Here is a 17752-nt window from a genome sequence, read left to right as displayed (position 1 = left end):
GATGGGAAGAGGCGAAGCAAACTAACCGTATCTGGAGTAGGAGAAACGTGAAGGCGGTGACAAAATGAGTATGAATAATAAAATGTACGAAGGTAACGGGTTGGAAATTGCCGTTGTCGGGATGGCCGGACGCTTCCCTGGAGCTGAAAATATTGAGGAATTTTGGGAAAATCTGCGGGACGGGAAGGAATCGATTACTTTTTTTACAGATGAGGAGCTGCAGGCTGGCGGAGTTGATCTGGAAATGCTCAAGCATCCTCAATATGTGAAGGCTAAAGCCATGCTGGAGGATGTAGAATCATTTGATGAATCATTTTTCGACTATACACCGCGGGAAGCGGAGCTTCTGGATCCGCAGGTTCGATTATTTCATGAATGTGCCTGGCAAGCCCTTGAAAATGCTGGTTACAGCCCTGACTCTGAGGAAAAGTTGGTCGGCGTTTACGCAGGGGCCTCTTCGAATACGTACTGGGTAGCCGGTCAAGCTATGGCGGCGAGACATTCCAGTGATCATTTTCAAATCCTGCAACTAAATAATCCTTCTTTTACGACACGTATTTCATATAAATTAAATTTAAAAGGCCCGAGCGTAAGCGTCCAAACCGCTTGCTCGACCTCACTTGTTGCCATTCACCTTGCATGTCAAGGATTGCTGGGCGGAGAATGCGATATGGCTTTAGCTGGCGGAGTGTCGATTAATCTTCCTCGAACAACAGGATACCTGTACCAGGAAGGGATGATTCAATCCCCTGATGGACACTGCCGCCCATTTGATGCTGAAGCCAACGGCACCTTGTTTGGCGATGGCATTGGCATCGTTGTGCTTAAACGGCTTAGCGATGCATTGGCGGACGGGGATACAATCCATGCCATTGTGAAGGGCTCTGCCATTAATAATGACGGCAATCGCAAAGTTGGCTACACAGCGCCAAGCACAGTGGGCCAGGTAGAGGTTGTCCGCAGTGCGCATCAGATGGCGGAGGTGCCCCCCGAGAGTATCGGTTATATTGAGGCTCACGGCACGGGAACATCATTAGGCGATCCGATTGAGGTGGAAGCACTTCAGCTTGCTTTTGAGGGCAGCTCTCAAGGCAGCTGTCGCATCGGTTCCATTAAATCAAACATTGGTCATTTGGATGCTGCAGCAGGAGTGGCCGGCTTTATCAAGACGGTGCTTATGCTAAAACATAAACAGATTCCGCCTACACTGCACTTTCAACGGCCCAATCCTAAAATTGATTTCGCCAATTCTCCTTTCGTTGTCAATACCAAACTCACCTCTTGGGATAGAGCTGATGGATCTCTTCGTGCTGGAGTCAGTTCTTTTGGCATCGGGGGAACGAATGCGCATGTTGTATTGGAGGAAGCCCCCGTGCAACGCAAGGGGTCAGCGAGCCGTTCCGCCAAGCTGATGGTACTGTCGGCAGCTACGGAGGCTGGATTGAAGCAGGCCGCGCATAATCTCGCTGAATATTTACGGCACCACCGTGAGATCGATTTGGCGGATGTAGCTTATACACTGCAAACGGGACGAAAAAAATTTCAATATCGGCGAGCTTTGGTTTGCAGTGACAACGAGGACGCTTTGCAACTGCTGGCGCAGGCGGCGACAGATAACAAGGGAGGGACTGGCGAAAGGACACAGGAGCAGGCCAAAGTTGCTTTTCTATTCCCGGGTCAGGGCTCGGAATACGTGAATATGGGGCTGGGCTTATATCAGGCGGAGCCCATCTTTCGGCAGGAGCTGGATCGGTGCTGTGAGTTCATTATTTCCAGGGGAGGGGATGATCTCAGAAGGCAGCTGTTTCGCAGCGATGGGAACGAAAATTCGGGCACGGCTGCTTCTCACGGGGAAGAGACAAATGCGGAAGTAAGTGTGGAATTCGATGGCAACGACGCCAAGCCTGTTCGATCAGAGAGCGGGCAGCTTGCGCTATTTGCTTTTGAATATGCGCTGGCCAAGCTGTTGATGTTCTGGGGAATACAGCCTCAGGCTATGCTGGGCTATTATGCCGGGGAATATGTATCGGCAGTATTGGCAGGCGTGTTAAAACTCGAGGACGCACTTGAACTTCTTATGCTGCGCAGCCGCTTGCTGAACGCTCAGACTAATGGGGCCGGGCCTGGCAATTCACAGCTTGAGGAGAAACCAGGCAGCGCTGGGCAATCATTCGAGGAAGGCTCGTCGGCCTTCACGGATTCAGACTTGCAAATATTTTCTAATAAAGTGAATCAAATTTCCCTATCAGCTCCAAGCATTCCTTATATATCAACTATTACAGGAGCCTGGATTACCGCAGAAGAAGCTACTTCTCCCGCTTATTGGGTGCATCAGCTTCAAGCCAGAGTCCGGCCTGTTGATCATGCAGCCGGGCTGCTTAAAGGAAGGCAAGTCATTGTCAGCATAGGGCTGGGCAATGACTTGGACGGTTCTATAGCGGGACAGTCGGACGGGGAGGCCCAAAACGGGCATGAATTTATTCCCCTTGTGCGGCAGCCAGAGGAGCAGACGGCAGATGATACATTTTTACTGCAACGACTTGGTCAAATGTGGGCTGCTGGCGTCAAAATTGATTGGTCTGGCTATTATGCAGACGAAAGACGTTGCCGGATTCCCCTGCCGACGTATCCATTTGCCAAGCGGAGATTTGCTGTAGATTTGCCTGTAGGAGGGCTTATTAACAGGGCTTCTTCTGCCCGCCGGGAAGTGCAGTCGAATTCAAGCGGCAATATAGGAGCAACGTCAGATAAGCTGCGGATGCTGACGGTTTCAGCGATCGAGCAAATCATATCGGATACGGTTAAGGAGCATTTTGGGTTTACGGAGCTGGGGGTTAACGATAATCTCTTTGAAATTGGAGCCAGCTCACTTGATGTTTCGCAAATTGCTGACAAATTAACCGGGGCGCTGGATCAAGAGATTCCGGTGGTGAGTTTGTATACCTACCCTTCCGCGCGCGTCCTTGCTAGGCATTTGCGAGAGGCAACAACAGTGGATAGTAAGAAGCCATCGGAAATAAAAAACGTGCAGGCAAGTTGCCCAGAGCTGAACCAAGCAGCGAGTGAATCTATTCGGACAGGTGACTATCATGGTCAGGAAATCGCCGTGATTGGCATGGCGGCCAGGTTCCCGGGAGCGGATAATCTTGAGGAATTTTGGCGTAATTTATCCGGTGGCGTAGAGTCTATAACTTTTTTTACTGAGGAGGAATTGATAGCTGAAGGAATAGATCCGCAGCTTATTGCGCATCCGTCCTATGTAAAAGCCAGGGGGGCACTAAACGGCTACGATCAGTTTGATGCCGCATTTTTTGGATATTCGGCCCGGGAGGCTGAGCTGATGGATCCACAGCTTCGCTTGTTCCACGAAAGCGCATGGGAAGCGCTCGAGGCAGCCGGTTATAACCCGGATACTTATTCGGGATCGATAGGTGTATATGCTGGAGCAACCCCAAATCTGGAGTGGGTATCCCGTTTTGCAGCAGGACTGGGCGGGGCTGAACGATTTAGCGCTATGCTGCTTAATGATAGGGAGTTTTTCAGCACGCAGCTTTCGTATAAGCTGAACCTTCGCGGCCCAAGTATTTCGATGCAGACAGCATGCTCTACTTCTTTGGTCAATATTGTGATGGCTTCTCAGGCGCTGCTGGCAGGTTCTTGCGATATTGCGCTCGCCGGTGGTTCGACGGTTACGGTTCCTCACAAGAGCGGATATATGTATGAAGAGGGGATGATTCAATCTCCTGACGGCCATTGCCGAGCCTTTGATGAGAAAGCGGCTGGAACGGTGTTTGGGGATGGAGTAGGGGTAGTTATTCTAAAAAGGCTTCGCAATGCAATCGAAGACGGCGATGTGATCCATGCTGTAATCAAAGGCTTCGGCCTGAACAATGATGGGACTCGCAAGGTAGGCTTTACCGCTCCCAGCACCAAAGGTCAGACAGATGTCATTCGCGCAGCGCAGCATATGGCGGGAGTTGACCTGGAGAGTATTACGTATGTGGAAGCGCATGGGACAGGTACACCTATGGGAGATCCCATTGAAATAGAGGCTTTGAAAGAGGCCTTCCAAACCGCGAAAACCGGGTTTTGCCGTATTGGCTCAGTCAAGAGCAATGTGGGACATTTGAATAGCGCCGCAGGTGCGGCTGGATTTATTAAAACAGTGCTTGCCCTAAAAGAGAGACAGATCCCCCCGACTCTTCATTTTGAACACGCGAATTCAAAAATTAATTTTGCAGACACTCCATTTGTTGTAAATACCGAGCTGACACCATGGGAGAGTGAACATTATCCGCTTCGTTCCGGCGTAAGCTCCTTTGGTATCGGTGGGACGAATGCTCACGTCATTTTGGAGGAAGCGCCTTTAATTGAAGCATCCGATGAGGGGAAAACAGATAAGCTGCTGCTTTTGTCCGCAAGAACACCAACAGCCTTACAGGCAGTCAAGAGCCGACTGGCCGATTACTTGATGGAACGGCCGGATGCCAATCTCGCAGATGTGGCCTACACACTTCAGGTTGGAAGAAAGGCATTTGAGTGGAGGACTGCATTTCTGTGCAAGGATGTGCAGGAAGCGGTAAATATACTGACCTCATCGGATTCCGGCGTGATCCATGAGGAGCACACGGGGCTGGAGTCGCGTTCGGTTGTGTTTATGTTCCCGGGTCAAGGCTCTCAGTACGTCAATATGGGGAGGGGACTCTACCAGGAGGAGCCTGTATTTCGCAAGGAGCTTGACCACTGCATGGAGCTGGCTCAGACCTTTATGGAGTTTGATCTACGCAAGGTTCTGTTCGAGGATAATCCGTCGTTGATGGCAGAGCGGGAAGAGCTTTTGATGAGAACGGATATCGCTCAGCCTGTACTCTTCATTATGGAGTATGCACTGTCCAGATTGCTCATGAACTGGGGGGTGACTCCCGAAGCTATGCTGGGACACAGCATTGGAGAATATACGGCTGCTTGTCTAGCGGGGGTATTTAAGCTGGAGGAGGCTTTGGAGCTTGTTGCACTTCGAGGACGGCTGATGCGAGCCATGGCTCCCGGTTCGATGCTCAGCGTAGCTATGCCCGAGGATGAACTGCTTGCATCGCTGCCAGAGGGATTGGATTTAGCCGCAGTCAACAGCTCAGCCTTATGTGTTGTGTCAGGAGAAATTCCGAAGGTCGAGGCATTTGCCCGTCTCCTGGAGAGTAAGGGCATCGCCAATCGATTGCTCCATACATCGCATGCATTCCATTCTTATATGATGGAGCCCATGCTGGACGAATTTGCAAGCCGTGTACGTGCTATTTCGTTAGAGAAGCCAATGATCCCTTTCATTTCGAATGTAACAGGGACATGGATTACCGCCGAACAAGCCGTGGATGCAGATTACTGGGTTCAGCACCTGCGGTCAACGGTACGCTTTGCGGATGGGCTGGATGAATTATTAAGCCAGCCTAGAACGGTATTTGTGGAGGTAGGGCCGGGAAATGCGCTAAGCACCTTTGTACGGAAACATATTGCTGCTTCCAGAGAGCGAGTAGTTGTCAATGTACTGAGACATCCCCAAGAAGCGACTGCTGATTCAGCGCACCTTCTGCAAAGGCTTGGAAAGCTGTGGACGGCTGGTGCGCATATGGATTGGACTAGCTATTATCAACACGAGCGTCGCAGACGTGTTGAATTGCCCACCTATCCGATGGAGCGGCAACGCTTCTGGCTTGAGACCCCGTCCTCTTCTCTTGAGAAGGAACATCTCACTGCGGCGCGGCCGAATGGTAAGAACCCGAATATGGAGGAGTGGTTCTATTATCCTGGCTGGAAACGAGCCATGCTCAATCATTCTTCGATTACGAAGCCACTTCATATGTTGATTTTTGCAGATAATTGTTTGATTGCCGAGGCATTGGCGCAGCGGGCAAAAGAAGAAGGCCATCGTATTGTTGTGGTTAAGGCAGGCAGTGGATTTAAGAAGCTGGAGAATGATGTGTTTACGATTGTCCCTGAGGTTTCTGAGCATTATACACAGCTTTTAGACGAGCTGGGGCAGCAAAGCTTTGTGCCAGATCAGGTAGTCCATTTGTGGAATGTTACACCTGAAAAAGCTGAAGCGGATGGCATTTTGCCTAATGAGTCTAAAGCCGATTGGGAACAGCAGAAGTTAGGCTATTACAGCTTGATTTATTTGGCACAAGCACTGAATAAGAAAAAGGAGATCCAAGAGGTTCGCCTAGCTGTTGTATCCACGAATATGCAGGAGGTTACAGGGCAAGAGCGGCTTGCTCCAGGCAAAATCACGCTGCTCGGCCCATGTATGGTGATTCAGCAGGAATACAGCAGTATGACATGTGTGAGCATTGATATTGATCTGCCGAATAATGAAAACCGCAGAAAACGAATGGTTAGCCAATTACTTGCTGAGCTTGCGGCACCGGCGGAAGATCGCCAGATTGCTTACCGCGGTTCATATCGTTGGGTACAAGACTACAAGCCGATGGCTCTTCATCAGTCGATCAGCAGCGAGCGAATGCCGTTTTGCGAAGGTGGCGTGTACTTGATTACAGGAGGACTTGGCGGGATCGGTATGCTGACGGCTCAATATCTAGCTCAGCATTTTAAGGCCAGACTAATTCTGACAGGGCGTTCTTCATTCCCTGCCCGTGAAGAATATGAGCATTATCTGGGTGAATATGGGGAGGAGCATCCGCTGGTTCGAAAAATCAGAAGCGTTCAGCGGCTGGAGCAGTTCGGCGCTGAGGTCACTTATGTACAGGCCGATTTATCTGATGAGGCAGATATGGCAGCGGTGTTTGAGTTTATTGATTCCCAATATGGTGGTTTAAACGGTGTAGTGCAGGCGGCAGGCTTGCCGGGAAGCGAATCATTCCGGGCGATTGAGAATATTGGCGAATCACAGCTGGATGAGCAGTTTAATGCCAAGGTGAAGGGACTGCAAATATTGTCGCGGTTCATAGACGATAAAAAGCCGGATATCTGCGTCTTGTTCTCATCGATTGCGAGTGTGCTTGGCGGACTTGGGTTCAGCGCCTATTCAGCGGCGAACCTGTACATGGATGCCTTTGCCCGCAGGCAGAATCAGACGAGCGATACAAAGTGGCTGTGCATTAACTGGGATGCTTGGGAATTTTGGGAGGAACACCGTTCAACGATCGGCGAGACATTGGTTGATTTGGCTATTACGCCTGCCGAGGCACCGAAGCTTTTCAGCTATGTATACGCCCCCTGTGACAGTCATCAAATCATCGTTTCTACAGGAAATCTCCAAGCGAGAATTGATCAATGGATTTACCATGCCGGCAGGAAGCAGGAGAACAATCGGGCAGGTGCGACTTTTGAACGGCCGGATTTGACGAGTGCCTATGTTGCGCCTCGAAATCAAATCGAGAAGACGATTGCCGAGGTGTGGAAGCAGTTCTTTCGAATTGATCAAGTAGGAATTCATGATAATTTCTTTGATTTGGGTGCTAGCTCCCTAGATATGATTCAAGTGACTGGAAAATTAAACGAAGCTCTAAATGAAAGTCTTGCAGTAGTAGATATGTTTACTTATCCAACGATTCATGCTCTTGCCCAGCGGTTGGGCAAAAGCGAAGAAATTGAGGCGGAAGAGGCAGAGATGGAGCATCAGTTGATCGATACAGTAGCCAAAGGGAAAAAACGCCAGCAGGAGCAGAGGCAAAAAAGACGCAAAGGGGAGGTCTTGCAATGAGCGTAAAGAGGGAAATGGAATATACCGGATCAGAGATCGCCATAATTGGCATGTCAGGAAGGTTTCCAGGCGCAAGAAACCTGCAGGAATATTGGGATAATCTGCGCAGCGGCAAAGCGAGTATTTCCTTTTTTACGGACGAAGAGTTATTGGCAGAAGGCATTGATCCAGAGATCATCCGTCATCCTAATTATGTTAAGGCAAAGGGGATACTTGAGGATATTGACCTGTTTGATCCAGAATTCTTCGATTATACTCCGCGGGAAGCGGAGGTTATGGATCCCCAATTCAGGCTTCTTCATGAATGCTCGTGGGAGGCTCTGGAGCAGGCTGGCTATGATCCGAAGACTTATAAAGGAGCAATCGGCTTGTACACGGGAGCTGCGTTTAACTCCCACTGGTTCATGCGAGCGTTTAAAGGTCTGGGGGGTTCTGAGGAATCTGCTACCCTTGAGACAGCTATGTTGAATCTACGGGATTATTTAGCAACATTGGTGTCCTATAAATTGAATTTAAAAGGACCGAGCTTTACTGTACAGACAGCGTGCTCCACCTCGCTTGTTGCTGTGCATTTAGCCTGCCAGGCCTTATTGAGCGGGGAATGCAGCATAGCTCTGGCTGGAGGTGTGTCTATTCAGTTGCCGAGAAAAAATGGCTACTTCTATCAGGAGGGTATGATTAATTCTCCTGATGGACATTGCCGGGCCTTCGATGAACAGGCGGCTGGTACAGTATTTGGGGACGGCGCAGGGATGGTTGTACTAAAGACGCTAGAGGATGCTCTGGAGGATGGGGATCATGTTTTTGCGATAATTAAAGGCTCGGCAATTAATAATGATGGAAATCGTAAGGTAGGATATTCGGCCCCCAGCACGACGGGTCAAGTCTCCGTTATTCGGGCTGCGCATCATGTGGCAGAGGTAGAACCGGAGAGTATTAGCTACATTGAAGCGCACGGTACAGGAACCACTCTCGGTGATCCAATAGAAATTGAAGCATTAAAGACGGCCTTTCAGACAGATCAGAGACAATATTGCGGGATTGGTTCTGTCAAATCGAACATTGGACATCTCAATAATGCAGCCGGGGTAGCAGGACTTATTAAAGCAGTGCTGGCCCTAGTACACAAGGCAATGCCGCCAACGCTGCACTACCAGAGCCCGAATCCCAAAATAGATTTTGTGAACAGTCCCTTTTATGTAAACAATCAATTAAAGGCTTGGACAAATGATCGATATCCTCTGCGTGCTGGCGTCAGCTCCTTTGGGATCGGCGGAACCAATGCACACGTTGTTTTGGAAGAAGCGCCCATGACGGAAAGAATCGCTTCAGATCAATCAGCCGAATTGATTACGATCTCGGCACGTTCAGAAGCGGCGCTTGACCGAATGGCGAGACGGCTTAGTAATTATATCCGTGAGAACCCTGAGGTATCTCTTAAGGATATGGCTTATACCTTGCAGGTCGGCCGTGCTTCCTTCCCCTATCGCCGCTCCTTGGTTTGCACAAGTACGGAGGAGGCTGCTGCACTGCTGGCCGATCCGGATGCACCTGAAGTATACAATCATTTAGCAGAGTCGGATGACAGACCGATTGTATTTATGTTTTCTGGTCAAGGTTCGCAGTATGTTGAAATGGGGCGGGAATTGTACGAGAAGGTACCCATATTCCGTGATGAGGTTAAGCGCTGTCTGGAACTGCTGTCTGATGAGGCCGCCAAGCGGGTAAAGCAAGCATTGTACCCGCCTATAGAGGAGCAGATAGATCACAATGCTATCAATCAGACGGATGTTGCCCAGCCGGTTATCTTCATTGTAGAATATGCGATCGCCAGAATGATGCTGGAATGGGGCTTCACTCCTCAGGCGATGATTGGCCATAGTATTGGTGAATATGTTGCCGCCTGCATATCCGGTGTTTTCTCGCTAAAAGATGCGCTTAGCCTTGTTGTGGTTCGAGGTCAGCTTATGCAGAGTCAACCGAGCGGAGCGATGCTTAGTGTTCCGCTTAGTGAGCAGGAGCTGCTTCCGCTGCTCTCGGAGGATCTGGCTCTTGCAGCTGTCAATGCTCCTTCCATGTGCGTGGTATCAGGTACGCATGAAGCAATTGATAGTCTGGCTGCAAAGCTTGAAGCCCAAGGCCATGATTGTCGCAAGCTTCATACATCACACGCATTTCATTCGGCTATGATGGATCCGATTTTGAAGAAGTATGAAGAAGAAGTAGGCAGGCTGACATTGAATAGGCCGACTAAGCCGTTTATTTCCAATGTAACCGGGACATGGATTCGTGATGAGGAAGCGACAAGTCCGGCGTATTGGGCAAGACATCTTCGCTGCCCTGTTCGATTTGCCGATGGATTAGCTACATTGCTGAACGAGTGGGATGCCGCGTTAATCGAACTGGGGGGTGGAAATGCCCTTACCTCATTTGCCAACATGCAAAATAGAGAAAATAAGGTGATGGTGCATTTGCTGCGCCATCCAAAGCAGGCAGTTCCGGATATGGCGCATTTGCTTACACAGGTTGGCCGCCTGTGGGGCGCCGGCGTTAAGCCCGATTGGAGAGGGCTATATAAAGAGGAATTGAGGTATCGTATTCCTCTGCCGACTTATCCATTTGAGCGTGGGCGATTCTGGCTGGAGGATGGGGGAGTACGAATTATTCATCACGAAACCCGGTCTGCATCAGGAAACGAAGCTGCAACAAGAGCATCAAGAACAGGCGCAGCAGGAGAAGGCTTTGCCCTTGTAAAGAAATCACCGGGAGCTTATACATCTAGGAAAGCCGCGGGTGACAAAGCAGCACCGCGCAATCCTGTGGAGAAGACGCTAGTCCAGATATGGCAGGATATGTTTGGCATTGAGGAGATCGGGATTAATGAGGATTTCTTTGAAATAGGAGGCCATTCTTTAAAAGCAACGAGTCTTATTGCTAGAATTCATAAGGAGCTTCATGTCGAGCTGGCTTTGTCCGATATTTTTGCCTATCCGACAATTCAGGAACTTGCCCAGTATATTAGCCAGCTTGATCAAAAGAAGTATTTGGCGATCAAACCGGTGGAACCCAAGCCCTATTATCGACTTTCCTCTGCACAAAAGCGCACGTTCCTTATTCACCAGCAAATTGGTCAAATGACGACCTATAATATGCCGATGGCGTTAACGGTAACTGGCAGAGTGGACGCTGATCGGTTTGAACAGGCATATATCAAGCTTATTCAACGGCATGAAAATATGCGAACGTCATTCCACATGATCAATGGCGAACCGATGCAGCAAGTGCACGATAGCTTTGAGTTTAAAATTGCACGTCTAGAAGCTAATGAAGAGGATATGCAGCAGGTCGTGCGCGGCTTCATACAGCCATTTGATCTAGGGCAAGCTCCGCTCATTCGTGCCGCTCTAGTACAGCTTGCACCTGAAAAGCATGTGCTCTTGATGGATATGCACAATATTGTATCTGACGGTTCATCTATGAATGTATTTATTAAGGAGTTTAGTGACTTATATGCTGGTAAGGAATTATCGCCGCTGCGGATTCAATATAAAGATTATGCCGAATGGCAGCATGATTTGCTAGAAGGGAATTTGCTTCAGAAGCAGGAGGAATACTGGCTGAACCAACTCCGCACTGAGCTTCCTCTCCTTCATATGCCAACGGATTTCGAGCGGCCGGAGTTTCAATCCTTTGCAGGCCGAGTGCATAAGCGAAGAATTTCTAAAGAGGTTGCAGAGCGTCTTGACAAGGTTGCTAGATCACAGAATGTCACGATTAATGTACTGTTATTTCATTTATATACGATTGTGCTGCACAAGTATACAGGACAGCAGAATTTGATTGTCGGCTCCCTGGTAGCGGGCCGGCGTCATGCAGATGTGGAGTCGTTGATCGGTATGTTCACCAATTTCCTACCGATACGAGTTAGTCTTGAGCCGCAGCAAACGGTTCTGGATCAATTGCTGTCCTTGAACGAGACAATAATGAGTGCCTATGAGAACCAGGATTATCCGTTTGATCGAATGGTGGAGAAGCTGACTACCAGACTGACACGTGGACGTAACCCGCTGTTTGATACGATGATGATCTTTCATAATGAATTTGATGAGGACACCGTACTGATGGCTGAAGGCCTCACATTTGAGAACTATGAAATTACTAAAGGAATTTCCAAGCTTGATTTCAAGCTGGATATCGGCTATGCGGACGATGGCGGTTTACTCTGTGCCCTTCAGTATAATACGGCATTGTTTATCGAGGATACGATGGTTGGGCTGATGGATCATTTGATCAGGCTGATCGATTTGGTGCTGAGCGAGCCAAACCGCACGCTGGGAGATATCAGAGTATTAACGGAAGAGGAGCATCAGGCATTGGCTGCAAAGCAACAGAATATCGTGCCTGAACCGGCTCTAGAACTCGTGGTCGCGGCAACTTTTACTGCTGATCCAATCCAGCCTTACCTTGATTGGTGGGGCAAACAGTTCGGAACAAGAATTGATGTTCGATTTGCACCGTACAATCAGGTATTCCAGGAGCTTCTGGATCCAGATAGCCTGCTTTCTACAACCGAAGGAGCAGGAATGCTGCTTGTCCGGTTTGAGGATTGGCTGCTGGCTGATGAATCATCGGAAGCAGACCAGCGGGTGAAGATGGAGCATGTGTTGAGTGAACTAATAGAGGCAATATCCGCTGCTAACCGTCGGGATACGCCATTGTTTGCAGGCGTGCTGCCTGTAACGGCACCAGCGTCATTCTCTTCAGAAATGATCAGCTATCTGGAGTACTTGAATGATCGATGGAAAGAGGAGCTTGAAAAGCTTGGGAAGCTTCATCCGATTCACGTTATTGATTTTAGACAAGCGGATCGAATGTATGCTGTAACCGAGCGTTATGATGCGGTAGGCGATCAGGCGGCCCATTTACCGTTTACACCGCAATTTAATGCAGTAATGGGTACATTTGCTGCCCGGCATTTGTTGGCATGGCAGGGGCATCCATTTAAAGTGATTGCGGTGGATTGCGATAATACTTTGTGGCAGGGCGTTTGTGGCGAGGATGGTTGTGATGGGGTGCAGATCCAAGAATCCAGCCGCATGCTGCAGCAATTTCTATTGTCCAAACAACAGGAGGGAATGCTCCTTGTGCTCGTGAGTAAAAATAACGAACAGGATGTGTGGCAGGTGTTTGAAAGCCATCCTGATATGCTGCTGAGCAAAGAGCACTTTGTGGCTTGGCGGCTAAATTGGCAAGCGAAATCTCATAATTTGCAGCAGTTGGCTGAAGAAATAGGCGTAGGTCTCGACACCTTCGTATTTATTGATGATAACGAACTGGAGTGTGCCGAGGTACAGGCCCGATGTCCAGAGGTGCTTACGCTTCAGCTGCCTCAGGAACGGGAATTGGGTCCGTTCTTGGAGCATCTATGGGCGCTGGATCGTTTCCGGGTAACAGAGGAGGACAAGCAAAGAACAAGCAGATATATTACGGAACGAGAACGTTTAAAGGCAAAGGCTTCTTTACCGTCGCTGCAACATTTTCTTAATGAGTTGAAGCTGGTCGTTAGCGTAAATCGGGTTCGGGCGGAGCAGCTTCCACGGATTGCTCAGCTTACGCAGCGAATTAATCAGTTTACACTACAAGCTACCCGTTATACGGAAGCCGAATTATATGCTTTATTGAACCAGCCCGACACGATATGCTGGGCTGTCGAGGCGGCTGACCGCTTTGGCAGTTATGGATTGTCCGGTGCGGTGATTACTAGAAGGAATAAGGATACATTGTATTTGGATGCATTTCTGTTGAGCTGTCGGGTGCTCGGCAGAGGAGTTGAACAAGCGGTGCTTAGCGCTTTGAAGCCTTATTTCCTGGAGGAGGGAATCAATTATCTTGAAGCTGCGTACATGAAGACTGGCAGGAATGTGCCTATGCTGGATTTTCTGATCAGTGGTTCATGGCTTCATACAGATGAGCCAGGGGAGACGCTGCTGTTCCGTCAAAAAGTCGAGGATATCCCCGATAAGCTGAAAGGGACGACATGCATCTATAATGCACCTTTATCAAGTGAAGCTGATCCTGAAGCGATGAAGGAAAAGAGAGACAGTGAGAGAGGTAGAAATACGGTATACGATACGTTGACGGAGTTAGCTGCATTGGAACAACAAGCAAATCAGTTGGAACGGGAAGCTCTTGTAACAGGTTGGGAAAAGCAGTTGCATCGCTGTCAGCTGCAACCATTGCGGTATGCAGCTGCTAGCAGGCTTCTGCAGCTGCCTTTAGAAACGGGCGGGCAGATCACAAGAGCTTTATATTGCGCGCCTGACAACGAAATCGAAGAGGCATTGGTGCAAATATGGGAGAGGATACTAGCTGTTAAGAAGATTGGAGTAGATGATGACTTCTTTCATTTGGGAGGCAACTCTCTTTATGCAATCCAAGTAGAAATTGAGATGGAGAAACAGGGGTTGCTTATGGAGAGTCAGCATTTGTTTAAATATCGGACGATAAAACAGCTCAGTCCATTTATTCAGGTTTCTGTAATGGATTAGCGTTGAAGTATGCAGGCCATGGACATCAGCCGATCAGTTCTGACTGATAGCTGATGTCTTGTTTTTTTATAGAATTTATGGGATTATATTAAATAAAATAGTAAATACTAACAAATAGGCTATTAAACATAAGTAAAAAAATATAGGGAATTCCAAACCAAGACTTTTGCGGCTGAGATGACTGGCTTTTCCTAGAGGTTAGGAGGATGGCTGATCTATGAACAATGAGGCGATCGATTCAATATATTCTCAGGTATCGATAAAGGACGGCAAGAAGGTCATTGAAAATATTTTACTGGATATATATTTTAAACCTGGCATATCTACTAAGGATATAGCGCGAAAAACCCTTCTGCCTTTGCCGATTGTTGCCGCGATCAAGAAAGAATTTATTAAAGCGGGAATTATTGAGCAGGGACGGGGAGTTAAATGCACCTTGCGGGGAACACGGTTGATTGAATACACTATGGGATTTGGAGCCTTGGATCGTGACATGTATCAACGCTTAATGCGGGGCAACTGGCAGCCAGGAGGGATGGAAGATTTACGCAAGGAATTGCATGAACTGATGGGCAAGCTTGAGGCGATCTTTGCGGGGAGACCACAAGTAGATGTAACGATTGATCAATCCTCTTGCACGCTGGAGACAAGTATGAAGCGAGCGGTGCTTGCATTGCGGAACGGCGTATTGATTGGCAGGGATATTGTGTGCTTGGGCGATGATGATCTTGTCAGCGTTTCACTCGCATTTCTGCTTAAGGAGTTGTATCGTCAGAACCCTCATAAGTCCAATTCTCGTATTCATGTCTTTGAAATTGATAAGCGTATTATCAGCTATATCAATTATTTGGCTGAGCATGAAGATTTGCCAATTGTTTGCTATGAAATGGACTTCCGTGTCCAGCTTCCTCAGGATTTTATGCATCAGTTTGATTGTGTATTTACCGATCCCCCATATACGCTTCCTGGAATGAATCTGTTTTTGTCTAGAGCTATCCAGTTGTTGAAGCCGGATGTAGGATTACCGATCTTTCTGTCCTTTGCTCATAAATCCCCTGACTTTACATTGGAAATGCAGCGATCAATAACGGAAATGGGCTTGCTGGTAACAAGCGTGTTACCCCGCTTTAACGAATATATTGGTGCGGAAATTATCGGTAACACGAGTCAAATGATTGTGCTGCAATCAACTGCAGAGATTAAGGAAAGAATCGCTTCTGAGTATAAAGATGCCATTTATACGGGGGAAGTCAAACGCACAATTCGTTCTTATCAATGTAAAGAATGCAGTCAAATTTGCCAGGTAGGCTATCAACTGCAATGGCAGACGATAGAACAATTGAAGCAGGATGGTTGTCCGAATTGTCGGCATAGTACTTTCGAGCTTATTCAGAAGAGAGGAACATAAACCAATACAAATCATAGAGAATGGGGTCTTTAGGAAATGCCGATCCGGGTGATGGAACATCATGATATAGTACAGGTGGCTCAAATTGAAATTGAAATCTCTGTTATTTCATTTGGGCGCGATGCTGTAATTGACCCGCAGTTTCATATTAAAAAGCTTGAGAAGGCTAGCCAAAATGAACGGAAAGGCATGCTTATCCTTGAGGTAGATGAGAGTATTGGCGGCTGGATGTGGATCACGCCACGTGAAAATTCGATTACGAAGGAAAAGTATGCCAACTTTAAAAGCTTCTATATTGCTCCAGACTTGCGAGGAACCCGTTATGTGGAAGAGCTATTTGAAGAAGGAATAGCTTATTGCCGCAGGGAACAGGTAGAGCACATTGTCGGTAAGGTGCATGTCGAAAATTTACCGATGCGTCTGCTGTATAAGAAGTATGGCTTCAGGCCCATGCATCTAACGATGGAGCTGTCGGTAAGTGAGTCAGATGATTAAATGCATTGTTTGGGATTTGGATGATACGATCTGGGAAGGCATCTTAAGGGAGGATGCCGACAATATTATATTGCGTCCAGGTATAGAACTGGTGCTGGCCGAATTGGATCATCGCGGTATTTTACATAGTATCGCAAGCCGCAACAGACTTGACCAGGTGGTTAGCAAGCTGGAGAAACTGGGCATAGCCCAATATTTTGTATCTTTGCAATGCCATTTTAATTCTAAGGCGATAAGCTTGAAGCAGATAGCCATGGAACTGAATATTGGCTTGGAGGCGCTGGCATTCGTGGATAATGATTCATTTGAGCGGTTTGAAATGAATTATTACTATCCCCAGGTGCGCACCTATGATGCGCAGCATTATTTAGAGCTGCCTAATTATCCCGAGCTTCAGGTTAGGGATGTAACAGAGGAGTCTGCAAACCGCAGACATTATATGAATGCACGGCAGCAGCGTGAAGCAGCGGCAAAAGTATTTCAAGGCAGCCGCGAACAGTTTTTGAAGGAATGCCAAATGGTACTTCAGATACAACAGGCCAGTCCTGGCGATTATGCGCGAATTGTTGAGTTATCGCGTCGAACCAATCAGATGAATAGCCTGCTGGAGCGTATTGACCGCCCGTTTGTTGAAGCATTTTGCCAGTGGAAGCAACATATTATTTATGTAGCGAGATTGAAGGATCGTTTTGGAGATCATGGCTTGATTGGCACCTGCTTTATCGCTCTTAAGGGAAGCACAATAGAAATCAGGCTGTTCTGTGTTTCCTGCCGAATTGAAGGGCGTGGAGTGGCTGCGGCATTTTTATATACTGTACTAAGGCGTCTAGTGCTAAAATGGCCTCAGGTTAGGGAGATGCATTGCCTCCTGGCCCGAAAGGAACGTAATTTGCCTGCTCGTTTGCTATTGGAAATGCTTGGTTTCAGTAAGCTAAAGGAGCAGGGAGATAAGGAGTACATTAACTATCAACTAGAGCTGCCGCTTTCAAGCAGAACATTTGACTGGCTTGAGATAGGAGAATAAAGGTATGGAGCGTATACAAGTTCAAGAGGGAATATTGGAGGCTATTCATTTAGTACTTGGGCTGCCGGAGGCTGATATAGATACCGAACTGATTGGCAGCTCGGGTATTCTGGATTCGATGACAATGATCAGATTACTGGCGGAGTTAGAAAGACGATTTGATTTTACCGTTGATGAAGAAGATCTGGCCTTGGATTCACTTCGAAGTGTCGGAAGTTTAACAGATTGGATAATTAAAAGTAAATATGGTTAGGGCTAAGATTGTTAGCGCAGGGCCCAATTTATGCGGAATGAGTACATATAGTTGAGAGTATCCTGATTCATATGATACAAATCAAAGGCCGCAACCTGTCCGCTCCTTGACCAAAGCCTGTCCGACTTTGCCAAAATAACCGGGCTATAATGATAGTGTGGGAATTAGATTCATGGACACCACAAAAGGGCAGACACTTGATGTCATGGCTGGCAATTTTGCCGGCTTTTTTTGTTGTGGTAAGATCAATTTCCGCTCACGATGGACGATCGAAAGGAGGAGGAGGAGGCTATGAACGCACTGCAGG

General features: G+C 47.9%; 6 protein-coding genes. All 6 read left to right on the top strand.

Going from position 1 to position 17752, the window contains the following annotated elements:
• Positions 1-64 precede the first annotated feature (64 nt).
• The 6 genes from CZ379_RS24495 to CZ379_RS24470 all read left to right on the top strand — a co-directional run bounded on the left by CZ379_RS24495 (position 65) and on the right by CZ379_RS24470 (position 17445).
• Positions 65-7717, top strand: coding sequence for a type I polyketide synthase (locus CZ379_RS24495; protein WP_110934008.1), 7653 nt, complete (start codon positions 65-67; stop codon positions 7715-7717).
• Complete coding sequence (locus CZ379_RS24490) at positions 7714-14265, top strand: type I polyketide synthase (protein WP_110934007.1); 6552 nt, start codon at positions 7714-7716, stop codon at positions 14263-14265. The genes CZ379_RS24495 and CZ379_RS24490 overlap by 4 nt, the downstream gene beginning before the upstream one ends.
• A 217-nt stretch (positions 14266-14482) precedes the next feature.
• Positions 14483-15673, top strand: coding sequence for a bis-aminopropyl spermidine synthase family protein (locus CZ379_RS24485; RefSeq protein WP_110934006.1), 1191 nt, complete (start codon positions 14483-14485; stop codon positions 15671-15673).
• A 51-nt stretch (positions 15674-15724) separates the two neighbouring features.
• Positions 15725-16168 carry a GNAT family N-acetyltransferase gene (locus CZ379_RS24480; RefSeq protein WP_234405079.1) on the top strand — a complete coding sequence of 148 codons (444 nt, stop codon included), beginning with the start codon at positions 15725-15727 and terminating at the stop codon, positions 16166-16168.
• Positions 16161-17192, top strand: coding sequence for an HAD-IIIC family phosphatase (locus CZ379_RS24475; RefSeq protein ID WP_234405078.1), 1032 nt, complete (start codon positions 16161-16163; stop codon positions 17190-17192). Before CZ379_RS24480 ends, CZ379_RS24475 begins: the two co-directional genes overlap by 8 nt.
• A gap of 4 nt (positions 17193-17196) precedes the next feature.
• Positions 17197-17445: an acyl carrier protein gene (locus CZ379_RS24470; RefSeq protein ID WP_110934003.1), complete on the top strand. Its 249-nt coding sequence runs from the start codon at positions 17197-17199 to the stop codon at positions 17443-17445.
• Positions 17446-17752: the final 307 nt, after the last annotated feature.

Origin of the sequence: Paenibacillus bouchesdurhonensis (assembly GCF_900155685.1) — a bacterium.
GTDB classification, from domain to species: Bacteria; Bacillota; Bacilli; order Paenibacillales; family Paenibacillaceae; genus Fontibacillus; species Fontibacillus bouchesdurhonensis.
The sequence above is the reverse complement of the archived record's forward strand: the minus strand, read 5'-3'. Positions and strand labels throughout refer to the sequence as shown.